We start from the raw sequence: 24960 nt of genomic DNA on the forward strand, positions 1-24960 counted from the left end.
GTGGCCCCGTGCGGGCGGCTTCGTGTGGGCCGATCGGGTGTCGTGCGGGGTTGCGGCGCAACTCCGCGTCGTGTGGGGCGGTTGGGGTGGCTGGTGATCCTGTCTCGGGGTCCGCTTTCCGAAAGGGGACAGTCATGAAGAAGCTGTGGGCCGCCGCCGCGGTCGCCGTCACGGTCGCGGGTGCGGGTGCCGCTCCCGCTATGGCGCTGGGCGACGACGGTGGCACGACCTCGCTCTCCGGCAACGGCGCCCAGCAGGCGTACGGCAACCAGGCCACGTACGGCAACATGAGCCCGCAGCTGGCGCTCGTGCAGGGTTCGCTCAACAAGCCCTGCATCGGCCTGCCGGCGAAGGTCAACGCCGGTTCGATCGTCGGCCTCATCCCCGTCGCGGTCCAGGACGTCAACATCTTGTCCTCGCCGCAGAACCAGCAGTGCACCGAGAACTCCACCCAGGCCAAGGGCGACGAGCCGCTCTCGCACATCCTGGACGACATCCCGGTCCTCTCGGGCAACGGCGCCGCCAACGGCTGACCGCCTCCCCGGACGGGATCGACGAGGGCCCGCCTTCCCCGCCACGGGGGAGGGCGGGCCCTCGCGCGCGCCCGCCGGGCACTGGCGGGATCTTTTCCGCCGGGCCGTCCGTTGGGAAGGGTGCCGGGGCGCGACTGGTAGCTTCTACAGCACTGTAGAGGTACGGGGGTCCAGTGGGGCTGCCCGCGGTCGGTCCGTCGTGCCCGGCGGGCCGGGATACACGAGAGACGGAGTTCTCATGGCGCTCTGGGATCGCATCAAGGATTCCGCGCAGACGATGCAGGGACAGCTCGTCGCGAAGAAGAACGACCTCAAGAGCGGCGCCTTCCGCGACGCGAGCATGGCGATGTGCGCGCTCGTGGCGGCGGCCGACGGCAGCGTCGACCCCTCCGAGCGGCAGCGGGTCGCGCAGCTCATCATGACCAACGAGGTCCTTCAGAACTTCCCCGCCGACGATCTGCGCCGCCGCTTCGAGGCCAACCTCGACAAGCTCACGAGCGACTTCGACTTCGGCAAGGTCGGCATCCTCCAGGAGATCGCCAAGGCCAAGAAGAAGCCCGCCGAGGCGCGCGCGGTCATCCAGATCGGCATCGTCATCGGCGGCGCCGACGGCGACTTCGACAAGGACGAGCAGGGCGTCGTGCGCGAGGCCTGCTTCGCGCTCGGCCTGCCGCCGCACGAGTTCGACCTCTGAGATCCTCGGGGGCTCCGCGGGGCCCCCGAGGATTCCGCGGGGGCTCTTCGACGCTCCGCGGGACTCCCCGGACACGGGCCAGGGGCCGGCTCGCCGTCACGGCGAGCCGGCCCCTGGCCCGTTCCTGCCCCGTACGCCCCGCTCAGACGTTGACGCCGAAGTCCGAGGCGATGCCCGCGAGGCCGGAGGCGTAACCCTGGCCGACGGCGCGGAACTTCCACTCCGTGCCGTGCCGGTAGACCTCGCCGAAGACCATCGCGGTCTCGGTCGACGCGTCCTCGGAGAGGTCGTAACGCGCCAGTTCGGTGCCGCCCTCGCGGTTCACGACGCGGATGAAGGCGTTGCGGACCTGGCCGAAGCTCTGGCCGCGCGACTCCGCCTCGTGGATCGAGACCGGGAAGACGATCTTGTCGACATCGGCGGGGACCTGCGCGAGGTCGATCTCGATCGACTCGTCGTCGCCCTCGCCCTCGCCCGTCAGGTTGTCGCCGGTGTGGCGGACCGAACCGTCCGGGCTCGTCAGGTTGTTGTAGAAGACGAAGTGCGCGTCCGAGACGACCTTGCCCGACGCCGAGCACAGCAGCGCGCTCGCGTCGAGGTCGTAGTCGCTGCCCGTCGTGGTCCGGACGTCCCAGCCCAGGCCGACCGTGATCGACGTGAGCCCGGGGGCCTCCTTCGACAGCGAGACGTTGCCGCCCTTGGCCAGCGTGACTCCCATGCTGTTCGCTCCTTGATGTCGGGGGTGCTTCCGGAGGTGACTCGTTCTCGTTCTGAAACCGACTCGTTCTAAAAACTACAGGACTGTAGAAATTGATGGCGGGGTCCGGGTCTTCCGGCCTCGGTACCATCGGGACCCGGTGTGAGCGGGTGCGAGGAGGTGCGTGCGTGAGCGGGACCGAGCGGAACGGGGGCCGTCGGCGTGGGCAGGGCGAACTGGAGGCCAGGGTGCTCACCGTGCTCCACTCCGCCCCCGGACCCGTACCCGCGGGATGGGTGCGTGAACACGTCGGCGGGGAACTCGCCTACACGACGGTCATGACGATCCTGACGCGGCTGCGTTCCAAGGACGCCGTGACCCGCGAGCGCCGGGGCCGCTCCTTCCTGTGGAGCGCGGTCGCCGATGAAGCGGGGCTCGCCGCGCTGCGGATGCGGCGGCTGCTCGACGGCGAGCACGACAGGGACGCGGTCCTCACGAGCTTCGTCACCTCGCTCTCCGCCGAGGACGAGCGGCTGGTGCGGGAACTGCTGGCGGGCGGGGGCCCCGAGGAGGGCTGAGGGACGTGGAGTACGTCGTCTTCCTGCCGTTCGTCGTGCCGCTGACCGCGCTGCCGGTCGGCCGCCTCGCCGTGCGCCACCTCCACCCCCGTACCGCGACGCTCCTCCTCACCGCGCTCGCCGTCGTCCTCGCCCTGTGCAGCACCGTGTGCCTCGGCCTCTTCGGCGTCGTCGGCACGGCCCGCATCCCGCACAACCCCCTCCCGGACGGCTGGGCGGACCCGGAGGTGCGGGCCGTCGTGCCCTGGGACGAGGTGACGGGGCTCGTCTCGCTGGGGGCGCTGCTCGCGGCCCTGACCGCGTGCGTGCGGACGGGCCTGCGGCACCGGGCGGTACGGGTCGCCGCGCGGCGCGCCGCGGCCCCTCAGCGGGGGCCGGGCGACGTGGCGGTGCTCCCTGACTCCTCGCCGTACGCCTACGCCCTGCCGGGCAGGCCCGCGCTCGTCGTGGTCTCGCGGGGGATGCGCGAGTGCCTGTCCGCCCGCGAGTACGGGGCGCTGCTCGCGCACGAGCGGGCGCACCTCGCGGGGCGCCACCACGGGCTGCTGCTCGTGGCGCGCCTCGCCGCGTGCGCGAATCCGCTGCTGCGGCCGCTGGTCGGGGCGCTCGCGTACGGTGCCGAGCGCTGGGCCGACGAGGAGGCGGCGCGGGTCGTGGGGGACCGTACGGTGACGGCGCGGGCGGTGGGCCGCGCGGCGCTCTCCTCGCGGGGGCACGGCGGGGCGGCGGGTCTCCTCCCTGCGTTCGCCTCCCCAGGACCTGTGCCCCTGCGGGTCGCGGCACTCCTGGCCCCCGCCCCGCCCGCGCGCTGGCCGGGCCCGTACTGGGCGCCGGTGGGGTGGGCGGCGCTCATGGCGGGCGGCGGCGTGCTGGTCTCGGCGGCCTCCTCCTTCAACGCCGCGGTGACGGTCGTGGGGGTGTGGAGGGGGGCGGGGGTGGTGTGAGGCCGGGCTCCGGCGCCGGGCCCCGGGGGCGGGGTCGCACCCCTCGCTTCACTTCGCGTCCGCGTAGCACCGCACGATCGCCGTGGTGAAGGGGACGTGCAGGGGGATGCCGCCGAAGCAGACACGGGTCGCCTCGCGCGCCGCTTCCGCGATCAGGGCGGGGATGTCCTGTGCCTCCGCTTCGGGGGCGTGGACGATGACCTCGTCGTGCTGGAAGAAGACGAGTTCGGCCGCGCGGGCGTGGAGCGCGCGGCGCAGGGACGCCAGGAGCAGCAGGGTCCAGTCGGCCGCCGCGCCCTGGACGACGAAGTTGCGTGTGAAGCGGCCCCGGGCGCGGGACGCGGAAGCGGAGGGGGCGGGGGTGTCCTCCTGGGGAATGCCGGCCTCCTCGGCGAGGTCCTCGCCGCCCACCGGGGGGCAGGTGCGCCCGAGCCACGTACGGACCAGACGGCCCTCCTCGCCCGCGCGGGCCGCCTCGTCGACGTAGGCGACCGCCTTCGGGAAGCGGCGGCGCAGGGCCGCCAGGTTCTTCAGGCCGTCGCCCGAGGTCTGGCCGTAGATCGCGCCGAGTACGGCGATCTTGGCACGGTCGCGGTCACCGGCGAAGGCGCGGTCGGAGACCGCCGCGTAGAGGTCGTCCGCCTTCGCCGCCACGTCCAGGAGCGCCGCGTCGCCCGCGACGGCGGCGAGGATGCGCGGCTCCATCTGGGCCGCGTCCGCCACCACGAGCCGCCAGCCCGGGTCCGCGACGACCGCGCCGCGCACCACCTTCGGGATCTGGAGCGCGCCGCCCCCCGCCGTCGTCCACCGGCCCGAGACCGCGCCGCCCACCACGTACCGGGGACGGAAGCGGCCCGCGCGCACCCAGTCCGCGAGCCAGCCCCAGCCGTGTGCCGTCCACACGCGGTAGAGCTTCTTGTACGCGAGGAGCGGGGCCACCGCCGGGTGGTCGACCTTCTCCAGCTCCCAGCGCCGCGTCGAGGTGAGCTTCACGCCCGCCCCGGCGAAGGCGCGCAGCACTTCGGCGGGCAGGTCGGGGCGGACCCGCCTGCCGAACGCGCGCGAGATCTCCTCCGCCAGCTCCGCGAGCCTGCGCGGCTCGCCCCCGCCCGCGTACCGCTCGCCGAGCAGCTCCGCCAGGATCTCCCTGTGCCTGTCCGCGCTCCAGGGCAGGCCCGTCGCGTTCAGCTCGGCGGCGACCAGCGTCGCCGCCGACTCCGTGCCGGTGAGAAGGGTGAAGCGCCCCGGGTGCGCCGTCCGCGTGTGGCGGCGCAGCTGCTCCGCGTAGACCTCGGCGACCGCCTCCGGCGGGAGGGGCGCGGGGCGCGGGTCGAAGAGGGACGATTGCGCGTCGGGCTCGGCCGAGGGACCCGGCGGGTCCTCGGGGACGGGCTCCTCGCGCAGGCGGGCCCACGCGGCGGCGAGCGAGCGCGGCTGCCCGTACCTGCCCTCGTGGCCCAGCAGCAGCGTCTCGGCCGCCTCGATGTCGTAGCACCGCTCGACGCGGGCCCCGGCGGCGAGCAGCGCCGGGTACACCTGCGGGGTCGCGCGCCAGACCCAGCGGCCCACGCCGGGGCGCGTCCGCACCGCCGTCGCCGCGTCCGGCTCGGTGACGGGGGGCGCGGCGAGCGTGCCCTCCGGCGTGAGCGGGGCGACGCGCACGCCCGGGCCCTCCGCGTCGGCGGAGGTGAGCAGCCAGCGGAGAGCGGAATCGGTCACGTGTGCGAGTTTCGCAGGAGGGTCCGACAACGGGCGTCCGCGCGGGGGTTTCCACAGGGTGTGGACAATGGGGGAGTGCCCCGCGAGACCGGTAGGACCCACAGGAACGCCCGCGACACCCCTTCGGGCGAGCCGCCCCACGGCGATCCGCACGGCGATCCCCGCGCCGGGACCCGCCCCGATCCCGTACGGGCCGCCGGGGACGCGCTCGGCGCCGCGCTCGGCGACGACAGCGACCGCGCGCTCGACACCGCCGCCTCCCTCATCGCCGCGCTCCCGCCGTCCACCGCGCACGCCCTGCTGACCGAGCGCGGCACCGCGCTGATCGGCGCCGCCTGGCGACGCGGCTGGGAGCCCGCCGACCTCGCCCGGCTCGTCCGCCGCGCGCTGCGGCCCGCGCACAGCCTGCGGTACGCCGCTCTCGTACGCGAGGAGACCCGCCGGTACGCGCTCCTCGCCCCGCGCTGGAAGGCGCAGCTCGCCGGCCTCGAAGCGGGGAACGCGGCGCACGCGAGAGGCGCGGGGAGCGCCGGGGACGGCATACGCGGGGACCGTTTCGGCGCGGCGGTCGCGTCCGTCGAGCTGTACCGGCTGCTCTTCCGGGTCCCCGCGATCGAGCCCGTCGGGCCCCCGCCCGGCACGGCGCCGAGCGTCCCGCTGCCCACCGGCGACCGCGAGCTGACCCGTATCCGCGCGCTCCTCGCCAAGGCCGAGGCGACCGCGTACCCGGCCGAGGCCGAGGCGCTCAGCGCCAAGGCGCAGGAGCTGATGACCCGGCACCGCGTCGACAGCGCGCGCCTGGCGGGCGTGCCCGCCGGGCCGGGCGAGGGCGTCGCCGCCTGCCGGATCGGCGTCGAGCCGCCGTACGGCGAGGCCCAGGCGATCCTCCTCGACGCGGTGGCCCGCGCGAGCGGCTGCCGGGCCGTGTGGAACGAGGAGCACGGCTTCTCGACCGTCGTCGGGGACGCGGGCGACCTCGCCGCCGTGGAACTGCTGCACACCTCGCTGCTCGTGCAGGCGCAGAGCGCGCTCACGCGCGCCGAGGCGCAGGCGCGGGCCGCGGGGCGGCGGCGCACGAAGACCTTCCGGCAGTCCTTCCTCCTCGCCTACGCGGAGCACATCGGGGCGCGGCTGGAGGAGACGGCCGAGTCCACGGTGACGGAATCGGCGGAGCCCGAGGTCCTGCCGGTCCTCGCGGCGCGCGACGTGGCCGTCACGGAGGCCACGGAGCGGATGTTCCCGAAGACGAAGGCGGCGCGGGTGCGGGGCGTGAGTGACGAGGCGGGGTGGCTGCGGGGCCGCGAGGCCGCCTCCTGCGCGCGGCTCGGCGTGCTGCCCGGGGAGCTGCCCCGGGACTCCCGCTCCCCGCGCTCCCGCGGCCCTCGGCCCGGGGGACCCGGGGAAGGGGCTTAGTTTCCCCGCCCAATACCAGGAAATGTCCGTATTGTGACGATGTGAGCTGGCTCAATGCCCTGGCCGAGACGTCGCGGTCCGGCCTCAAAGTGGAGCGCAAGCGCCTCGTGCCGCTCGTCGCGCTGCGCGGCGCCTTCGGGCTCGGGCTCGTCGTCGTGCTGAGCCTCAACCTCTTCGGGCCCAACGTCGCCGCCTCCTCCGCCTTCGGCGCCTTCTCGGCCGCCGTCGCCACCTTCCAGCGGTCCTGGCGGCCCCGGCCGCTGCTCGCGCTCGCCTCCGGGTTCAGCCTCGCGGTCTCCACCTTCCTCGGGTACGTGTGCGTCATCCACCTGTGGCTCTTCGTGCCGCTCCTCATGCTGTGGGCCTTCGCCGCGGGGATGGCGTGGGCGGCCGGGCCCACCGCGGGGATCATCGCCGCGTCGAACGTCTCCATCGTCATGGTCACCGTGACCCTGCCCGGGTCCGTCCTCTCCGCGCTCGGGCACGCGGCGACGATCGCGATCGGCGGCTGCGTGCAGGCCGCGCTCGTCGTCCTCGTACCGATCAGGCGCTGGGGCGCGCACCGCGACGCGCTCGCCGACGCGCTCGCCGCCGTCGGCGACTACGCGCGCCGCCTGCGCCAGGACCCGGTCGCCGACTTCGACCCCGAGCCGCTCATGGAGGCCCGCAAGGCCGCGGTGCTCACGCCGGGGCAGGCCCGCCGCCGCCCCGTCGAGCTGCGCGGCCCGCGCGGTGTCGCCGAGCGCATCAGGCCCGTGCTCGCCTCGCTCGCCGACCCCGGCTTCGGGGTCCCCGCCGAGGGGCCCGCGCGCGAGCGGGTCCGCGAACTGCTCTACGCGGCGGGGACGGTACTGGACGCGTGCGCCCGCGCGGTGCGCCGCGGGCAGCCCGTCCGCGTACCGGCGGCGACGAAGGCCGTGCTGCGCACGCCGGACACCGAGGAGCTGCTCTCCGGGCCCCCGCTGCGCGCCGCGCGCCGCCTGCGGGCCCTGCTCGACGACGTACGCGACACCGCCGACCCCAGCGGGCGGAACACCTCCCGCGTGCCGGACGACGTGCGGGAGAAGGCCGCGGGCGGGATGCCCACCGTCACCCACACCCGCCGCCGCGCGCCGCTCTCGCAGCAGTTCCAGGGCCTCGCCCTCCTGCTCCGCCTCCAGCTGCGCCGCGACTCGCCCGTCTTCCGGCACGGTGTGCGCATCTCCGTCGTCGCGGGCGCCGGGTACCTCCTCGGCTCCCTGCTGCCGCTCGGGCACGCGTACTGGGCGCCGCTGACCTCCGTCATGGTCATGCGCCCCGACTTCTCGCAGACCTACGCGCGCGCCGCGGGCCGCTTCACGGGGACCCTCCTCGGCGTGACCCTCGCGAGTCTCGTCGTCCGCCTCGCGCACCCGGGCACCGAACTCCTCGCCTGGTTCGCCGTGCTGTGCGGCGGGCTCATGTACCTCCTCATGCGCACGGGGTACGTCGTCGGGCAGTTCTGCGTCTCGATGTACGTCGTCTTCCTCCTCGGCATGGCGGGCACCGACCTCGAACAGACCACGCTGGAGCGCATCGGGCTCACGCTCGTCGGCGGGCTCCTCGCGATGCTCGCGTACGCGGTGTACCCGGCCTGGGAGGCGCCGCGCCTGCGCGGCCGCCTCGCCACCGCGCTCCTCGCGCACACCGCCTACGCCGCCGCCGTCTTCCGCGCCTACGCCAACCCCTCCGAGGACCGCAGCGCCCAGGTCCGCAAGGACCTGCTCGCCGCGCGCGACGCCCGCTCCGAGTGGCAGGAGGCCGTCGAGAAGGCGCGCGACGAGCCCGTACGGCAGCGGGGGCTCTCGCGCGGGGCCGCCGACGACGCGGACGAGGCGCTCGCGCAGATCGCGCGGGTCGCGATGCTCATGGAGGCGCACCTGCCCGGGCGCGGCGCCCCGCCCCTGCCGCCCGCGGACCGGCTCGCGCACGCGCTCGACGCGGCGAGCACCCGCGCCGCGCGCGATCTGCGCGACCGCTCGGCGCCGCGCTGGGACGCGGTGCGTGCCGCGCTCGGGAACTGGGACGCGCAGGGGAGCGGGGAGCAGGCGCCGGACCGGGTCGCGCGCAAGGGCGCGGGGATGCTCGTCGAGGCGCTGGAGGGCTTCTCCGCCGCGCTCGCGCCGCCGAAGCGGCCGAAGGAGGCGCGCGGGGAACGGGGAGCGCGGGAGCGGGAGACGACGGTGCGGGTGCCGTCGGTGGAGGAAGAGGAGGCGCGGCGGCCGCGGGCGGGGTGAGGGGGCTCACGCCGGATCTTATTGAAAATTGTTTTCATGTACGTACACTGGGGGCATGGCTCGCAACGAACTCCGTCCCCTCGTCACACTCCGCTCCACCGCGGGTACCGGCTACACCTACGTGACCCGCAAGAACCGCCGCAACGACCCCGACCGGATGGTTCTGCGCAAGTTCGACCCCGCCGCCCGCCGGCACGTCGACTTCCGCGAAGAGCGCTGATCCGCCGCACCCTCCACCCGGGCGCGCCCCGCACCCTGCGTAGGGGCTCTACGCAGAGTGATGTGCGCCACGTCTCCATGAGCCGGCCCCCTTGCGGGGCCGGCTTTCGCGTGTTCAGGAGGGGAATCGCTGCCTCCTGGGAAGCCTGTAGTCAGGGGAACACCCCACGTGCACGTGCATCTGCTCATGCATCCGCACGTGAACGCGGCTATGATCACGCGCAGTTGACCGATGCACCATTGGCCACAGCACCACCGGGAGCAACCAGTGCACCAGGCGTACAACGGCATGGCGGCAACCGACCTCCAGAAGGTTCACCGGGTCGTCTGGCAGAAGAGCCGGCACAGCAATTCCCAGGGCACGTGCGTGGAGTTCGCCAAACTCCCGGGCGGCGACGTCGCTGTGCGCAACTCCCGTCACCCCGAGGGCCCCGCGCTCGTCTACACGCGCGCCGAGATAGAGGCAATGCTCCTCGGTGTGAAGGACGGGGAATTCGACCACCTCGTCACGGGCTGAGCGCGACTTCTCTCCCCGTCCACACGAAAAAGAGCGGTGTCCGCCGACAGCGGCACCGCTCGTCGTCCTGTCCGGACCCGCGCCGGGAGGTCCCGGGCGTCGCGAAGGGCGTGCTCAGGGGGTCCGGGAGCCCGCGCCCCCGGTCCTCACAACCGGAACAGCGCCCACACCATCTTCCCGTGCAGCGCCCCCGCCAGCGGGTGCCAGCCCCAGCTCTCGCTGAAGGAGTCGACGAGGAAGAGGCCGCGCCCGCACTCCGCGCCGAAATCCTCCGCGCGCGTGACGGGGCTCGCGTCGCTCGGGTCGCGCACCGCGCACATCAGGCGGCCCGCCCAGCGCATGAGGTGGAGGCGGACCGGGCCCTCGTCCTCGTCGGGGGACGGCGCGGGCAGGGCGTGGCGCAGGGCGTTGGTGACGAGTTCGGAGACGACGAGGGCGATGTCATCGGCGAGTTCGGTCAGTTCCCAGCGGTCGAGCGTCACGCGGGCGAACTGCCGTGCCTCGCGCACGCCTTCGAGGCGGGTGCTCAAGATGCAGGAGGCGGCGTCGCTGACCGTCGCGGGGTCGAGCGGTGGTAGCCCTTGCCTCTGCGGGTCGAGCATGGTCGATCCATTCGTCCCCATGCGAGGCACTCCCGGAATTCGCGATGGCTGCGCGGCGGTGCGCCCCCATCGTGGCGGAACGCACACAGCGGATGCAAGGGCAGATGCACGTGCACGCGCCGGAATTGCCGCCACACCTACCACTTCACCCCCATTTCTTCCTGCCAACTCGCGGCACACCTTCTCGGCACATGACCCAAGCTTTCCGTCTCCGTAACCGAACGAGTACGGCACGGAGCCTTTTAGTGGCAGACTGCGGGGCTTGGAGGCAACGCCCTTGACGTCCTACGGAGGGAGGCTGGGTGTCGTGACCGCAGGGGACTGGGGGCAACCCCAGGCCGAAGGGGCAGGCGGAGGCTCGGTCGTACGGCGCATCCTGCTCGGCTCGCAGCTGCGGCGGCTGCGGGAGTCGCGCGGGATCACTCGCGAAGGCGCCGGCTACGCGATCAGGGCCTCGGAATCGAAGATCAGCCGCATGGAGTTGGGACGGGTGAGCTTCAAGGCGCGGGACGTGGAGGATCTGCTCACGCTCTACGGCGTGCACGACACGGCGGAGCGCGGTCAGCTGCTCGGCCTCGCGAAGGAGGCGAACATCGCGGGCTGGTGGCACAGTTACTCGGACGTCCTGCCCAGCTGGTTCCCCACGTACGTGGGCCTGGAGGGCGCCGCTTCGGTGATCCGCGTCTACGAGGTGCAGTTCGTGCACGGACTTCTCCAGACCGAGGCGTACGCGCAGGCCGTCGTCGCCAAGGGCATGCCGGACGGCGACCCCTCCGAGATCGAACGCCGCGTCGCGCTGCGCCTGGAGCGTCAGAAAGTCCTCGTCGCCGAGCGCGCCCCGCGCTTCCACGCGGTGCTCGATGAGGCCGCGCTGCGCCGCCCGTACGGCGACAGGGGCGTCATGCGCGAACAGCTGGAGCACCTCATCGAGATGTCCCAGCACGAGAACGTGACTCTCCAGGTGATGCCCTTCAGCTTCGGCGGGCACTCGGGCGAGAGCGGCGCCTTCTCACTGCTCGGCTTCCCCGAGTCGGACCTCTCCGACCTCGTCTACCTCGAACAGCTCACGAGCGCGCTCTACCTCGACAAGCCCGAGGAAGTCGCCCAGTACGGCAGCACGTTCGAGCGGCTGACCGCGGACTGCCCGGGCCCCGAGGAGAGCCGGGACCTGCTGCGGGGGCTGCTCCAGCTGATGTGAGCGACGCCGAAGCGCGGGGCGGCTCCTGTACCACAGGGGGCCCCGCACGGCCCAGCCCCTGCCCCCGCCGGGCGCCGCGCGCGTACCATGCACGCCAACGGGGAGTCGCGAAGGGGTCATTGGACCCTTGCGGCACGCGCAACCGGCAAGGAATGGACCATGTCGTTCTTCACCGACCTGTCCCACCAGTACATCGACGGCGAATGGCGAACAGGGCGGGGTTCCTGGGACGTCATCGACTTCAACCCGTACAACGGCGAGAAGCTCGCCGCCGTGACCGCGGCGACAGGCGTCGAGGTCGACGAGGCGTACCAGGCCGCCGCGCGGGCGCAGCCCGGCTGGGCCGCGGCGGGGCCGCACGCACGCCGTGACGTCCTGGAGCGCGCCCGCACCGCGCTCGTCGGTCTACGCGAGGAGACCGCCGACGCGATGATCGCCGAACTCGGCGCGACCCGCGCGAAGGCGTACTACGAGATCGACCTCGCCGCCGAGTTCCTGCGCCACGCCGCCGGGGTCGCCGTGATGCCCGACGGCGAACTCCTGCCCGCGCTCGCGCCCGGCAAGGAGAACCGCGTCTACCGCGAGCCCGCCGGGGTCGTCACCGTCATCAGCCCGTTCAACTACCCGCTGCTCGTGACGCTCAAGTCCGTCGCGCCCGCGCTCGCGCTCGGCAACGCGGTCCTCGTCAAGCCCAATCAGAACACCCCGATCGTCGGCGGCGGCCTCATCGCCCGCGTCTTCGAGCTGGCCGGACTGCCCGCAGGCGTGCTCAACGTCCTCGTCACGGACATCGCCGAGATCGGCGACGACCTCATCGAGCACCCCGTCCCGAAGGTCATCTCCTTCTCCGGCTCCGACCGCATCGGCCGCCACGTCGCGGCCGTCGCCGCGCGCGCCCTCAAGCGCACGGTCCTCCAACTCTCCGGCAACGGCGCCTTCGTGGCGCTCGGGGACCTCACGGGCGCGGCGCTCGACCGCGCCGTCGACGCGGCCGTCTTCAGCCGGTACGTGTACCAGGGCCAGGTGTGCATGGCCGCGAACCGCATCCTCGTGGACCGCGCGCTCGAACCCGAGTTCAGCGCCCGCTTCACCGCGCGCGTCGCTGCCCTGCGCACTGGCGACCCCGCCGACCCGGCCACCCAACTCGGGCCCGTCATCGACTCGTTCCACGCCGAGGCCCTCACCGCGCTCGTCGACGACGCGCTCGCCGAGGGCGCGAAGCCGCTCCTGCACGGCCGCACCGTCGGCAACCTCGTCGAGCCCACGATCCTCACCGGGCTCTCACCGCACTCGCCGCTCCTGCGCCAGGAGATCTTCGGGCCCGTCGCGCTCCTCGTCCCCTTCGACGGCGACGAGGAGGGCCTGCGCCTCACCAACGACACGCCGTACGGGCTCAGCAGCGCCGTGCACACCGGGGACGCCGAGCGCGGGGTCGCCTTCGCGCGCCGCGTCGAGGCCGGGATGATCCACGTCAACGGCACGACGATGGAGGACGACCCGATGGCGGCCTTCGGCGGTGTCAAGCGCTCGGGCATCGGGCGGCTCAACGGGGCCGCCTCGGTCGACGCGTTCACCACGCAGCGGTGGATCTCGGTGCAGCACGGGCCCGCGACGTACGCGCTCTGAACGGGCCGTCGCCGTACGCGCTCTGAACGGGGCCGCCACCGTACGCGCTCCGAGCGGGCCGTCGCCGTGCGCGCTCCGAGCGGGCCGTCGCCGTGCGCGCTCCGAGCGGGCCGTCGCCGTGCGCGCTCCGAGCGGGCCGTCGCCGTGCGCGCTCCGAGCGGGCCGTCGCCGTGCGGACCGAACCTGTCCGCTATCGCCTCTACCTTCCTCTTACCGGCTCGACAAGGCCCCACCGGCCCGAGAGACCGGCAGAGCCACCGCCGAAGAGGGAGAACACTATGGTCAAGCACATCGGTCCCGAACTGCCCGGCGACGAGGCGGGCGCGCTGCTCGCCTTCCTCGACGAGCAGCGCGGCGGCATCCGCCGCGCCACGCTCGGGCTCACCGAGGAGCAGGCCAGGCAGCGGCCCTGCGCGAGCGAACTGAGCCTCGGCGGGCTCCTCAAGCACACCGCGGAGAACGAGCAGGGCTGGCTCGCGCGCGCCCGGGGCATCGCGCCCGAGGTCGCCCGCACCCCCGAGAACTGGCACGAGAGCCACGTCCTCGTCGACGGCGAGACACTGGAGGGCACCCGCGCGTACGCCGAGAAGGTCGCGCGCGAGACCGAGGAGTGGATCAGGTCCCGCCCGAGCCTCGACGAGACCTTCCCGCTCCCCGACGCCCCGTGGTTCCCCGACGCCGAGGCCGTCTCGCTGCGCTGGCTCCTCCTCCACCTCATCCGCGAGAACGCCCGCCACGCGGGCCACGCCGACATCCTGCGCGAACAGCTCGACGGCGAGACGGCCTTCGCGCTGGTGGCGCGCGAGGCGGAGGAGGCCGCGGGCTGAGCGGCCGACCGCCGGGCCGGACGGAGGGGCACGGTACCGGGCGGAGGCGGTACGGGGCGCGGGGTGCGGCAGGCGGGCGCGGGGGGCGCCCTGCGCCCTCGTACCCGCGGCCTGCGTCCCGTCTCCCCGCCCCGTCCCCGCCCGGTACCGTCCCCGCCGCCCCCTGGCCGCCCCGCCGCTTTCAGTGGTGGAACGCCGTCGCCCGCTCTCGGCTGCGCGTCACCGGGCCGGACTGGGAACGGAGTTGGGGGAGCAGGCTGTCCAGGTCGCCCAGGAGCAGTTCCGCCAGGTCGGACGAGAAGCCGTTGCGGCAGACGACGCGCAGTACCGACAGGTCCTCGCGGTTCTTCGGGAAGGTGTACGCGGGGACGAGCCAGCCGCGTTCGCGCAGGCGGCGCGAGACGTCGAAGACGTCGTACGCGGTGACGTCGGGCGTCGTCGTGAAGGCGAGCACGGGGAGTTCCCCGCCCCGCGTCAGCATCCTGAAGTCGCCCAGCGCCTCGATGCGTTCGGCCAGGCCACCGGCCACGTCCCTGCTCGACTGCTGCACCGCCCGGTAGCCCTCGAAGCCCAGGCGCAGGAAGGTGTAGTACTGGGCGGCGACCTGGGCGCCGGGGCGGGAGAAGTTCAGGGCGAAGGTGGGCAGTTCACCGCCCAGGTAGTTGACGCGGAACACCAGCTCCTCGGGCAGCGCCGCCTTGTCCCGCCACAGCGCCCAGCCGACGCCCGGGTAGACGAGCCCGTACTTGTGCCCCGAGGTGTTGATCGAGGCGACGCGCGGCAGCCGGAAGTCCCACACGAGGTCCGGGTCGAGGAACGGCGCGACCATCCCGCCCGATGCCCCGTCGACGTGGACGGGGATGTCGAGCCCGGTCCGCTCCTGGAGCGCGTCGAGTGCCGCGCACAGCTCGGCGATCGGCTCGTAGGAACCGTCGAACGTCGAGCCGAGGATGCCGACGACGCCGATCGTGTTCTCGTCGCACAGCTCCACGGCCGCCTCGGGCGAGAGGTGGTAGCGCTCGCCCTCCATCGGCACCTGCCGGGCCTCGACCTCCCAGAAGTCGCAGAACTTCTCCCAGCACACCTGCACGTTGATCCCCATCACGAGGTTCGGCCGCGCACTGCCCGGATAGCGGTCCTTGTTCTTCCGCGTCCACCGCCGCTTCAGGGCCATCCCCGCGAGCATGCACGCCTCGCTCGATCCCGTCGTCGAGCAGCCCACCGCGTTCCGCGCGTCCGGCGCGTGCCACAGGTCGGCGAGCATCGCGACGCAGCGCCGCTCCAGCTCGGCCGTGCGCGGGTACTCGTCCTTGTCGATCATGTTCTTGTCGAGGCACTCGCTCATGAGCACCCCGGCCTGCGGCTCCATCCACGTCGTGACGAACGTCGCGAGATTGAGCCGCGCGTTCCCGTCGAGCATCAGCTCGTCGTGCACGAGCTGGTACGCCGGGTGCGGGGCCATCGGCTCGCGCGGCAGCCGGTGCCTGGGCGGGGCCTCGCGCATCCCGCCGAGCGGGTCGGCCTCGCCGAAGAAGGGGTTCACGGCGAGCGGCTTGTCCCGCTCCTCCGGGTCCTCGGGCGGGTGGTGCAGCATGGCGCTCCCTCGGGGGTGCGGGGCCTGGTCTCGCGGGCAGCGTAGGCGGATAACGGGAGAAAACGGGGCAAGCGGCCAAGTAAGGGAAGCGGGCACGTCGTGCGCCGTGACGACGGGCACATCCGCGGCAGGCACGGAACCGCCCCGCCGCTCGCGCACGTCGCCCTGACACGAGTACCCCCTCCCGGCGGGCGGGGGCGTGCGCGGGCCGGGAACGCGGGTGGAGCCGCCCACGTTGGTAGCTTTGCTACCGCATGACTCTTCCTCCGCGGCGGGACGGCCCGCCGCTTCTCCGCCCCCACTCCGCCGAACGGTCGTCCCCTCGCCGGCCAGGACCCCCAGGAGCCCGAACGTCGTGAACTCGCTTGCTCTCGGACCGAGCTGGCTCGATCCCAACACCATGCTCGACAACTTCGGCGTCTGGGGACTCGCACTCATCGTCTTCGCCGAGTCGGGGCTGCTCATCGGCTTCTTCCTGCCCGGCGACTCGCTGCTCTTCACGTGCGGACTGCTCATCACGAGCAATCAGCTCGACTTCCCGCTCGCCGGGGCCATCGCGATCATCTGCGTCGCCGCGATCCTCGGTGACCAGGCCGGATACCTCTTCGGCAAGAAGGTCGGGCCCTCGCTCTTCAAGCGGCCCGACTCGAAGATCTTCAAACAGGAGAACGTGCAGAAGGCGCACGAGTTCTTCGAGAAGTACGGGCCGAAGTCGCTCGTCCTCGCCCGCTTCGTGCCCGTCGTCCGCACCTTCACGCCGATCATCGCGGGCGTCAGCGGCATGGCCTACCGCTCCTTCGTCACCTTCAACGTCATCGGCGGCGTCCTGTGGGGCGCGGGCGTGACGCTGCTCGGTTCGTGGCTCGGGAAGATCGACTTCGTCAAGTCGAACATCGAGGCGATCCTCATCCTGATCGTTCTCGTCTCCGTCGTACCGATCGCGATCGAGTACCTGCGGGCGCGCGGCAAGGACGGAAAGGGCGCCAAGGACTCCACGTCCAGCGGCTCCGCGCCCTCGTCCCCGGCCGCCGACGAGCCCGCGCGCCGCGACGGGGAGAACGGCCCGCAGGACCCGGGCGCCTCGCCGCAGTCCGCGTGGAACAGCGCCCCGTACGCGGAGGGCACCCAGGCCCAGCGGCCCCCCGCCCCGTACGGCGGCCGGCAGCCCTACGGCGGCCCGCAGGCCCCCGGCGGGTACGCCCCGCAGCAGCCGCCCGCGGGCCCGCAGCCCTACGGCGGCGGGACGTACGGCGGCCAGCAGGGCCTCGCGTACGGGCAGCAGCCCCCGTACCAGGCCCCCCAGGCCCCCCAGGCCCCCCAGGCTCCGCAGGCCCCCGAGGCTCCGCAGGCGTACGGGCAGCAGCAGTACCCGCCCGCGTACGGCGCCGGTGCGCAGGGACAGCGGCAGGGCGACGACTACGGGCAGGGCCGGCAGGCCCCGGCCGCCCCGTACGGGAACGGTCAGCAGGCCCCGTACGGGAACGCCCCACAGGCTCCGTACGGGAACGCCCCGCAGGCTCCGTACGGAGACGGTCGGCAGGCCCCGTACGCGAACGACCAGCAGGCTCCGTACGGGAACGGTCAGCAGCCGCCGTACAACGGTCAGAACCAGGCGTACGGCGGTGAGCAGCAGGGGTACGGCGGTCAGCAGCAGGCGTACGGGGAGCCCGAGGCCACCCAGCCCTTCCCCGCCTACGGCCAGGAGCAGACCTACGAGCAGCGGCAGCCCCCGCGCGGCGGCTACGGCTACCCGGACGAGGACCAGCGCCGCTGACCGGTGCGGCGGGCGGGCCCGGGGCGGGCGTCAGAAGCCCCGGGTCCGTTTCGCTCCCTTGCGCGTGATCGTGCCAGGGACGCGCAGGAAGAGCCGCGAGATCTCCGAGCCCAGGTTGACGCCGATCGCGATCGCGAGGGCCGTCGCGACCGCGCGCGAGAGCGACAGGAGCCCGTTGTCCAGCTCGTTCTGCGCGATGCCGAGCAGCCCGTAGTACGTGGCCGAACCGGGCAGGAGCGGCCCGATCGCCGCCGTCACGTACGGCAGCGATGAGGCGAACTGGTAGCGCGAGAGCAGCTGCCCGAAGAGGCCGACGAGCCCGGCGGCGACCGCCGTCGCGGCGACGGGCGAGATCTTGCCCGTGAAGTGCATCGAGCCGTAGATGAGCCACGCGACGCCCCCGTTGAGCGCCACGGGGATGACCGTCGAGCGCTCCTGCTGGAGCAGCACGGCGAAGGCGAGCGAGAGCGCGACCGAGGCGAGGAGCTGCGCGACCGGCCTGTTCACGGCGTTCACCGCCACGTCCGGATCGAGGCTCGCGTGCAGCTGCACGCCCGCGTACAGCACGACGAGCACCCCGATGACGATCCCGACGAAGAAGTACAGGACCTCCAGGAGCCGCGCGGCCGCCGTGATGTAGTAGCCGGTCAGCCCGTCCTGCACCCCCGCGACGAGCGCCCGCCCCGGCAGCAGCGCGAACAGGCCACCGGTGATGACGGCCGAGGCGCGCAGGTCCGAGTGGGCGAGGTTGAGCGTCACGCCGATCGCGGCGGGCGGCGTCGCCGCGACGAGGAACTGGTAGAACTCCGGCAGGCCGCGCCCGGCGGCGAGCCACGCGAGCCGGTCCCCGAGCATCGCGCCGATCGCCGCGCAGAAGAACACCGCGGGACCACCGCCCACGAGCACGGACGCGCTGCCCGCCAGCAGCCCGTTCGCCCCCGTGAGCGCCCAGCCGGGGTAGGGGTGCCGGTTGCGCCGTATCACCGCGAGGCGCCGGTACGCCTCTTCGAGCGAGACGTCCGTGCCCGGCGAGGTGAGGTCGTCGACGAGCTGGAAGACGGCCGACAGACGCGTGTAGTCGGTGCCGCGCCGCCGCACGGTGCGCGCGGCCGTGACGGGGTCCTCGACGAGGCTCGGCTGGTAGCTGATGTTGAGGAGCGTGAAGGTGACGTTCGGCTCGACGCGGTCGAGCCCGTACGAGCGCGAGACGGCGAACATCGCGGCCTCGACGTCCTCGGCGCCCTCACCGCCCGCGAGCAGCAGCTCACCGATACGGAGCGTCAGGTCGAGGACCCGCGGCACGGCCGGGCCCTCCTCGGCGTCGTGCTTCTGCGCCGTCTCGGGCGTGGGCCGCTCGGCGACCGGCATGCGCAGCATCGTGCGCATCCGGTCCTGCCACGGGGCCTCCTTCGTCAGGCGCAGGATCGGTACGCCCTCGGGGGGCGTGAAGGCGGGCGGGGCGTGGCGGGCGTCGTAGGTGTGGGGGAGCGAGAAGGCGGAGGTGGTGGTCGTGGAGGTGTCGGTGTCGGGGGGCTCGGGCGGCACGAAGCCCTCGGGGAGGGCGAACTCGGAGGTGACCTGCGGGTCGTCCTCCGGCTCGGTCCTGCCCGGTGCGGAGGGCACGCCCGAGGGGGGTGAGAAGGCGCTGCGGGCCTCGTCGGACTGGGGCTTCGCCGAGCCCTCACCGGACTCGGCCGCGCCGGGAGCGCCCTCCTCCGGCCCGCCCTCCTCCGGACCGTCGTCGTCGGGACCGTCGTCGTCGGGACCGTCGTCGTCGGGGCCGTTCCGGTGGGGGCCGTTCTCGTCGGGGCCGGGCAGCTCCCTGCGGCGCTCCGCCTCCGCGCGGCCGCGCTCGACCGCTTCGCGGTCCTCGGCCTCGTCGCGGTCCTCCGCCTCGCTCACCTGTCGCCTCGCTCCTCGTCCGCCGCTGATTCGCCCCCCGGCTTCGGCTCACCCACTGGACAGCACCGTAAACGCCGCGCGGGCGGGGGGCCCGGCGAGTCCCGTACGGCATGGCGAAGGGCCGCACGGCAACCCGTACGGCCCTTCGCGACGACCTGCTGGGGCGGCGGAGGCTCAGTGGCCGCCCTGCTCCTTGAGGCGCTTGCGGCTCGCCTCGATCTCGGCCTCGGCCTCGGCGCGGCCGACCCAGTCGGCGCCCTGGACCTCCTTGCCGGGCTCCAGGTCCTTGTAGGACTCGAAGAAGTGCTTGATCTCGTCGCGCAGGAACGGCGAGACGTCCTCGATGTCCTGGAGGTGCGCGAAGCGCGGGTCCCCGGCCGGGACGCACAGCAGCTTGTCGTCGCCGCCCGCCTCGTCGGTCATCTTGAACATGCCGATCGTGCGCGCCTCGACGAGGACGCCCGGGAAGAGCGGCTCGTCCAGGATGACGAGCGCGTCGAGCGGGTCGCCGTCCTCACCGAGGGTGTTCTCCACGAAGCCGTAGTCCGTGGGGTACGCCATCGACGTGTACAGGCGGCGGTCCAGGCGCACCCGACCGGTCTCGTGGTCCACCTCGTACTTGTTGCGCGAACCCTTCGGGATCTCGATCGTGACGTCGAACTCCACCGCTGGCTCCTCCATGTCGGTACGTGTCCGAACGTGGCCGTGCCACGCCCGTTGCTGAGCTGTTCGTGACTGCGTCCGACCGGGGGACCCCGTCCGGCTCCGGTTCCCCGGGAGGGACCCGTACGGACCGGGGCGCCGTGCTCGCGGTAAGGCGCAGTGGTTAAGTGTCCCTCACTCCGCTCAGTGATCGTGAAAGGGGCTGGTCCGCCGTGCCCGAGCCAAAGCTGCCCGCACGTGTGCGGACACGCGGTCCGCTCACGAGTCTCCAGCTCACGGCCGTCGCCGCCGTCGCCGGCCTCCTGATCGCGGGCGGCACCGCGGCCCTCGCGGGCCCGTACGACTCCTCGGGGCAGCGCGTCGCCGAAGCCCACCGCGCGGCGAGCCCGGCCCCCGGCGCCGCCGGGCCGCAGGCCGTACGCAAACACCGCCCCCTCACCTCCGCCGGACTCCCCACGCCCGCGCCGAGCGCGGGACCCGTGCTCGACGGACTGCGCACCGGCGGCGGCGACACCGCGGGCGGCGGGGGCCACGCACTCGCCGGGCGCATCGACCCGCTGCTGCGCGCCCGCGCGCTCGGCAAGGACCCTTCCGCGTCCGTCGTCGACCTCACGAACGGCGAGCAGGTCTACGGCGACCACGCCGCCACAGCGGCCACCCCCGCGTCCGTCACCAAGATCGCCACCGCCGTCGCCGCGCTCGACGCGCTCGGTCCCGGCCACCGCATCGAGACCCGCGTCGAGAAGGACGGCGACCGCCTCGTCCTCGTCGGCGGCGGCGACCCCACCCTCACCGCCCGCGCCCACCCCGGCGCGTACGCGAGCCTGCGCACCCTCGCCACCCGCACCGCGAAGGCACTCGGCACCGACCGGGGCCCGTACACCCTCGTCTACGACACCTCGCGCTACGCGGGCACCACCCGGCACCCCATAGGGCCCAACGAGAACCTCGCCCCCGTCACCCCGCTCATCGCCGATGAGGGCCGCCTCGACTCCACCGACCACGGACCCGCCGCACGCAGCGCCGACCCCGCGCTCGACACGGCCCGCCGCTTCCACGACCTGCTCTCCGAAGCGGGCGTGAAACTGCGCGACAAGGTCGAGACGGGCGACGGCAAGAAGCTCCCCGCCCAGGACCCGTCGAGGTCCCCGCGACCGGACGACGACGGCAAGAAGGGGGCCGATGACGGGAAGCTCGCCGCCGTCTCCTCCGCGCCGCTCGCCACGATCGTCGAGCGCATGCTCACCTACTCGGACAACGACATCGCCGAGCACCTCGCCCGCCAGACCGCCCTCGCGACCGGCGCGAAGCCCGACTTCAAGGGCGGCGCGGGGGCCGTCCACGACCGCCTCGCGAAGCTCGGCCTGCCCGTCGGCGGCACGTCCTTCCACGACGGCAGCGGCCTCGACCGCGCCGACAGACTCACCCCGAAACTCCTCACCGCGCTCCTCGCCGAAGCCGCCGCCAAGGACCACCCGGGCCTGCGCCCCGTCCTCACCGGCCTCCCCGTCGCCGGATTCACGGGCACCCTCGCGAGCCGCTACACCGCCGACCTCAACAAGGCGGGCACCGGCCTCGTCCGCGCCAAGACCGGCACCCTGACCGGCGTCAACACCCTCGCGGGAACCGTCGTCACGCGCTCGGGCCGCCTCCTCGGCTTCGCCTTCATGAGCCACGAAGCGCCCGACCCGACAGCGGCCCAGGCGGCACTCGACAAGATGGCGACGGCACTCGCGGAGAGCTGACCACAACAAGGGAGCCGCGGACACCGCAAACCGCCCGCGCCCTGCCCCGCCCCCTCCTCCCCACCCCGGAAACCCCGTACCGTTGACACATGACGAGCCTCGGTGGTCCCCAGATGGTCGACTGGAATCTCGCGGTCACCACCGCGACCCGCCTCCTGCGCCCAGGGCCCGAGGTGAGCCGCGACGAAGCCCGCGCGATCGTCGCCGAACTGCGCACGCACGCGAAGTCGGCCGAGGAACACGTCCGCGCGTACACCCGCATGAACCCGCCGCCGTCCGCCGACACACCCGTCCTCGTCGTCGACAGGCCCGGCTGGGTCCGCGCCAACGTCGCGGGGTTCCGCTCGCTGCTCGCGCCGCTGCTCGACAAGATGCAGGGCCGCAGGAACGAGGGCGGCTCCTCCAGCATCGTCACGGCGCTCGGCGGCAAGGTCACCGGCGCCGAACTCGGGGTCCTCCTCTCCTTCCTCTCCTCGCGCGTCCTCGGCCAGTACGAGACCTTCGCGCCGCCCTCGCGCGAACTCCCCGGCGGCACGGGCGGCGGCCGCCTCCTCCTCGTCGCGCCCAACATCGTGCACGTCGAGCGCGAACTCGGCGTCGACCCGCATGACTTCCGGCTCTGGGTCACCCTCCACGAGGAGACCCACCGCACCCAGTTCACCGGCGTGCCCTGGCTGCGCGACCACCTGGAGAACGAGATCCGCGGTTTCCTCGACGAGACCGAACTGGACCCGGGCCACTTCGCCGACCGCCTGGGGGAGACCGTCCGTTCCCTGTTCGACCGCGAGGGCCGCGAGAAGCGGCCCGCCGACGGCGCGGGCGACGAGGACGGCGCCTCGCTCGTCGAACTCGTCCAGACCCCCGCCCAGCGCGAGATCCTCGGCCGCCTCACCGCCGTCATGTCCCTCCTCGAAGGCCACGCCGACTACGTGATGGACGGCGTGGGACCCGCCGTCGTGCCCTCCGTCGGCGAGATCCGCGAGAAGTTCCAGGAACGCCGCGCCAAGGGCGCGAGCCGCATCGACCTCGCCCTGCGCCGCCTCCTCGGCCTCGACGCGAAGCTCCGTCAGTACCGCGACGGCGAACGCTTCGTCCGCGCCGTCGTCGACGAGACCGGCATGGACGGCTTCAACCGCGTCTGGACCTCGCCGAACACCCTCCCCACGAAGCACGAGATCCACCACCCCGCCGAATGGATCGCCCGCGTCCACGGCGGCGGCGAGACCGGCGCGGACGGAGGGCGCGGCGCGGACGGAGGGACCGGCGCGGACGGAGGGACCGGCGTGGACGGCGACCGTGGCGCGGACGGGGGGACCGGCGCGGAAGGCGAGCGCGGCTCGGACACGGGCGAGGGCCCAGGGACCTGACGGGGCGTGACCACAGGCGCCCGTCGTCCGTTACCCGAGAACGAGCCCCGTACCTGCCCCGGCGGCAGCGAAACGCCCCGGTAATCACCCATCCGAGGGACCGTAAGCCCTCGGAGGGCGTGCGATGCTCGAAGAAGGGCCCCCTTCTGTCACCATCTACGCACCCTGCGTGACAACCGGGGTGGTGGACGACCCCCGCGCGCCCCGGCGCCGTACGGCCGTCCCCTCCCCGCCCCGGCCCCGGGGGCACACGCGCTCCAACGAAGGGAACACGGACATGGGTCCCCATCCCGCGGTCGCGGCGATACGTCTGGCGGTCCGCCGCGCCCTGCACGACATCCTCAGTCAGCACGCGGCAGGCCCCGCCGGCCCCGGCGCCCGCCCCGCGCCCCGCGACCCGCAGCCCCCCGCCCTGGCCGCGGCAGCCCCGCCGGGCCCCCACCCGACCGCACCCGCGGGACCCGCGGAGCCCGCCGATGCCACCGGCCCCGACTGGGCCGCCGGAATCCTCCGCTCGCGCCGTCCCTTCCCCGCCCCGGACCCCGACGCGCCCCTCGTCCTCGTCGCCTGCTCGGGCGGCGCCGACTCGATGGCCCTCGCCTCCGCGCTCGCCTTCGAGGCCCCCCGTCTCGGCATCCGCGCCGGCGGCGTCACCGTCGACCACCGCCTCCAGGAAGGCTCGGGCCGCCGCGCCGCCGAGGTCGCCGCCCGCCTCACCGCCCTGCGCCTGACCCCCGTCGACGCCGTCGCCGTCGACGTCGGCCGCGCCGGAGGCCCCGAAGCGGCCGCGCGCGAGGCCAGGTACGCGGCGCTCGACGCCGTCGCCGCACAGCACGGCGCCACCGCGATCCTCCTCGGGCACACCCGCGACGACCAGGCCGAGACCGTCCTCCTCGGCCTCGCCCGCGGCTCGGGCACCCGCTCCCTGTCCGGCATGGCCGAGGTCTCCGGGCCTGGCGGCCGCTACCGCCGCCCCTTCCTGCGCATCGACAGGCAGACCGCCCGCAAGGCCTGCATGGTGCAGTCGCTGCCCGTCTGGGACGACCCGCACAACACCGACCCCGCCTACACCCGCTCCCGGCTGCGCCACGAAGGCCTGCCCGCCCTGGAGAAGTCCCTCGGCAAGGGTGTCGTCGAAGCACTCGCCCGTACGGCCCAGCTCTCCCGCGACGACGCCGACGCCCTCGACGCCTGGGCCGCGCGCGCGGCGACGACCGTACGCGACGAACACGGCGCACTCGACTGCGCCGGGCTCTACGCGCTGCCCGCGGCCGTCCGCCGCCGCGTCCTGCGCGCCGCGCTCCTGGAAGCGGGCGCCCCCGGCGGGGCGCTCTTCGCCGCGCACATCGAGGAGGTCGACCGGCTCATCACCGCCTGGCGCGGACAGCGGGCACTCAACCTCCCCGGGAAGGTCGAGGCCAGGCGGCTAGGTGGCAGACTGGTCATCCGGCAAGGCTGAGGCACGCGCCCACGGGCGGGCGCGGCACCACCCCCGGCCGCTCCCGGTTCGACAGACGAAAGTGATGCGCGTGGACGCGAAAGACATGGGCTCCGACCTTCAGTCGGTCCTCCTCACGAAGGAAGAGATCGACGCGAAGCTCGCCGAGCTGGCCGCCAAGATCGACGCGGAGTACGCGGGCAAGGACCTCCTCCTGGTCGGAGTCCTCAAGGGCGCGGTGATGGTCATGGCCGACCTCGCGCGCACCCTGTCCACACCGGTCACGATGGACTGGATGGCCGTCTCGTCCTACGGGGCGGGCACCCAGTCCTCCGGCGTGGTGCGCATCCTCAAGGACCTCGACACCGACATCAAGGGCCGTCACGTCCTGATCGTCGAGGACATCATCGACTCGGGCCTGACCCTGTCGTGGCTGCTCACCAACCTCGGCTCGCGCGAACCCGCGTCCCTGGAGGTGTGCACGCTGCTGCGCAAGCCGGACGCGGCGAAGGTCGCGATCGACGTGAAGTGGACGGGCTTCGACATCCCCAACGAGTTCGTCGTCGGCTACGGACTCGACTACGCGGAGAAGTACCGCAACCTGCCGTTCGTCGGCACCCTCGCGCCGCACGTCTACGGCGGCTGAGACGCCGAG

The 24960-nt window shown here is 73.6% G+C and carries 21 protein-coding genes and 1 pseudogene; 16 read left to right on the plus strand and 6 right to left on the minus strand.

The window, feature by feature from the left end:
* The first annotated feature begins 134 nt into the window (after positions 1-134).
* Positions 135-533 carry a rodlin gene (locus tag ACQYWQ_RS17195; RefSeq protein WP_431035644.1) on the plus strand — a complete coding sequence of 133 codons (399 nt, stop codon included), beginning with the start codon at positions 135-137 and terminating at the stop codon, positions 531-533.
* A gap of 238 nt (positions 534-771) precedes the next feature.
* Positions 772-1227 (plus strand): tellurite resistance TerB family protein, encoded by a 456-nt coding sequence (locus ACQYWQ_RS17200; protein WP_431035646.1) that lies wholly within the window; start codon positions 772-774, stop codon positions 1225-1227.
* Positions 1228-1369: 142 nt separating this feature from the next.
* Here ACQYWQ_RS17200 and ACQYWQ_RS17205 read toward each other — a convergent pair whose 3' ends face one another.
* Positions 1370-1945 (minus strand): TerD family protein, encoded by a 576-nt coding sequence (locus ACQYWQ_RS17205; protein ID WP_431035648.1) that lies wholly within the window; start codon positions 1943-1945, stop codon positions 1370-1372.
* Between the two features lie 167 nt (positions 1946-2112).
* Here ACQYWQ_RS17205 and ACQYWQ_RS17210 point away from each other — a divergent pair, with 167 nt between their 5' ends.
* Both ACQYWQ_RS17210 and ACQYWQ_RS17215 read left to right on the plus strand, forming a co-directional pair.
* Positions 2113-2502: a BlaI/MecI/CopY family transcriptional regulator gene (locus ACQYWQ_RS17210; RefSeq protein WP_431035650.1), complete on the plus strand. Its 390-nt coding sequence runs from the start codon at positions 2113-2115 to the stop codon at positions 2500-2502.
* A gap of 5 nt (positions 2503-2507) precedes the next feature.
* Positions 2508-3446 (plus strand): M56 family metallopeptidase, encoded by a 939-nt coding sequence (locus ACQYWQ_RS17215; protein WP_431035651.1) that lies wholly within the window; start codon positions 2508-2510, stop codon positions 3444-3446.
* 48 nt (positions 3447-3494) lie between these two features.
* On the opposite strand, the gene ACQYWQ_RS17220 is transcribed toward ACQYWQ_RS17215, so the two are convergent.
* A complete protein-coding gene (locus ACQYWQ_RS17220; RefSeq protein WP_431035652.1) occupies positions 3495-5165 on the minus strand; it encodes a bifunctional 3'-5' exonuclease/DNA polymerase in 1671 nt (556 codons plus the stop codon).
* 75 nt (positions 5166-5240) lie between these two features.
* Between ACQYWQ_RS17220 and ACQYWQ_RS17225 the strand changes: the two genes are divergently transcribed.
* The 4 genes from ACQYWQ_RS17225 (at position 5241) to ACQYWQ_RS17240 (ending at position 9569) form a co-directional block, all read left to right on the plus strand.
* Positions 5241-6578 carry a DUF2786 domain-containing protein gene (locus ACQYWQ_RS17225; protein ID WP_431035653.1) on the plus strand — a complete coding sequence of 446 codons (1338 nt, stop codon included), beginning with the start codon at positions 5241-5243 and terminating at the stop codon, positions 6576-6578.
* 41 nt (positions 6579-6619) lie between these two features.
* Positions 6620-8833: an FUSC family protein gene (locus ACQYWQ_RS17230; protein ID WP_431035655.1), complete on the plus strand. Its 2214-nt coding sequence runs from the start codon at positions 6620-6622 to the stop codon at positions 8831-8833.
* A 55-nt stretch (positions 8834-8888) separates the two neighbouring features.
* On the plus strand, positions 8889-9053 hold the full coding sequence (gene rpmG / locus ACQYWQ_RS17235; protein ID WP_431035656.1) for a 50S ribosomal protein L33: 165 nt from the start codon (positions 8889-8891) through the stop codon (positions 9051-9053).
* A 267-nt stretch (positions 9054-9320) separates the two neighbouring features.
* Positions 9321-9569 carry a DUF397 domain-containing protein gene (locus tag ACQYWQ_RS17240; protein WP_431039228.1) on the plus strand — a complete coding sequence of 83 codons (249 nt, stop codon included), beginning with the start codon at positions 9321-9323 and terminating at the stop codon, positions 9567-9569.
* 146 nt (positions 9570-9715) lie between these two features.
* On the opposite strand, the gene ACQYWQ_RS17245 is transcribed toward ACQYWQ_RS17240, so the two are convergent.
* On the minus strand, positions 9716-10171 hold the full coding sequence (locus ACQYWQ_RS17245) for an ATP-binding protein (RefSeq protein WP_431035657.1): 456 nt from the start codon (positions 10169-10171) through the stop codon (positions 9716-9718).
* Positions 10172-10478: 307 nt separating this feature from the next.
* On the opposite strand from ACQYWQ_RS17245, the gene ACQYWQ_RS17250 reads away from it, so the two are divergent.
* From ACQYWQ_RS17250 to ACQYWQ_RS17260, 3 genes are all read left to right on the plus strand, one after another.
* On the plus strand, positions 10479-11369 hold the full coding sequence (locus ACQYWQ_RS17250; protein ID WP_431035658.1) for a helix-turn-helix domain-containing protein: 891 nt from the start codon (positions 10479-10481) through the stop codon (positions 11367-11369).
* Between the two features lie 159 nt (positions 11370-11528).
* Positions 11529-12995, plus strand: coding sequence for an aldehyde dehydrogenase family protein (locus tag ACQYWQ_RS17255; protein WP_431035659.1), 1467 nt, complete (start codon positions 11529-11531; stop codon positions 12993-12995).
* Between the two features lie 278 nt (positions 12996-13273).
* Positions 13274-13822, plus strand: coding sequence for a DinB family protein (locus ACQYWQ_RS17260; RefSeq protein WP_431035660.1), 549 nt, complete (start codon positions 13274-13276; stop codon positions 13820-13822).
* A gap of 181 nt (positions 13823-14003) precedes the next feature.
* Here ACQYWQ_RS17260 and ACQYWQ_RS17265 read toward each other — a convergent pair whose 3' ends face one another.
* Entirely contained in the window at positions 14004-15416 is a 1413-nt protein-coding gene (locus ACQYWQ_RS17265; RefSeq protein ID WP_431035661.1) for a glutamate decarboxylase, read from the minus strand.
* A gap of 355 nt (positions 15417-15771) precedes the next feature.
* On the opposite strand from ACQYWQ_RS17265, the gene ACQYWQ_RS17270 reads away from it, so the two are divergent.
* Complete coding sequence (locus ACQYWQ_RS17270) at positions 15772-17190, plus strand: DedA family protein (RefSeq protein ID WP_431035663.1); 1419 nt, start codon at positions 15772-15774, stop codon at positions 17188-17190.
* A gap of 30 nt (positions 17191-17220) precedes the next feature.
* On the opposite strand, the gene ACQYWQ_RS17275 is transcribed toward ACQYWQ_RS17270, so the two are convergent.
* Both ACQYWQ_RS17275 and ACQYWQ_RS17280 read right to left on the minus strand, forming a co-directional pair.
* Positions 17221-19008, minus strand: coding sequence for a threonine/serine ThrE exporter family protein (locus ACQYWQ_RS17275; RefSeq protein ID WP_431039229.1), 1788 nt, complete (start codon positions 19006-19008; stop codon positions 17221-17223).
* 258 nt (positions 19009-19266) lie between these two features.
* Positions 19267-19758 carry an inorganic diphosphatase gene (locus ACQYWQ_RS17280; protein WP_009067826.1) on the minus strand — a complete coding sequence of 164 codons (492 nt, stop codon included), beginning with the start codon at positions 19756-19758 and terminating at the stop codon, positions 19267-19269.
* 209 nt (positions 19759-19967) lie between these two features.
* Between ACQYWQ_RS17280 and dacB the strand changes: the two genes are divergently transcribed.
* The 4 genes and pseudogenes from dacB to hpt all read left to right on the plus strand — a co-directional run bounded on the left by dacB (position 19968) and on the right by hpt (position 24951).
* Entirely contained in the window at positions 19968-21500 is a 1533-nt protein-coding gene (gene dacB, locus ACQYWQ_RS17285; protein ID WP_431035665.1) for a D-alanyl-D-alanine carboxypeptidase/D-alanyl-D-alanine endopeptidase, read from the plus strand.
* An 89-nt stretch (positions 21501-21589) separates the two neighbouring features.
* Positions 21590-22726 (plus strand): annotated as a pseudogene (locus ACQYWQ_RS17290) (zinc-dependent metalloprotease); the annotation flags it as partial.
* 418 nt (positions 22727-23144) lie between these two features.
* Entirely contained in the window at positions 23145-24326 is a 1182-nt protein-coding gene (gene tilS / locus ACQYWQ_RS17295) for a tRNA lysidine(34) synthetase TilS (protein WP_431035666.1), read from the plus strand.
* A 64-nt stretch (positions 24327-24390) separates the two neighbouring features.
* Positions 24391-24951, plus strand: a complete 561-nt coding sequence (hpt, locus tag ACQYWQ_RS17300) for a hypoxanthine phosphoribosyltransferase (RefSeq protein WP_361323270.1) — start codon at positions 24391-24393, stop codon at positions 24949-24951.
* Positions 24952-24960: the final 9 nt, after the last annotated feature.

The sequence above is a fragment of the Streptomyces sp. P6-2-1 genome (genome assembly GCF_050613165.1).
Lineage (GTDB): Bacteria > Actinomycetota > Actinomycetes > Streptomycetales > Streptomycetaceae > Streptomyces.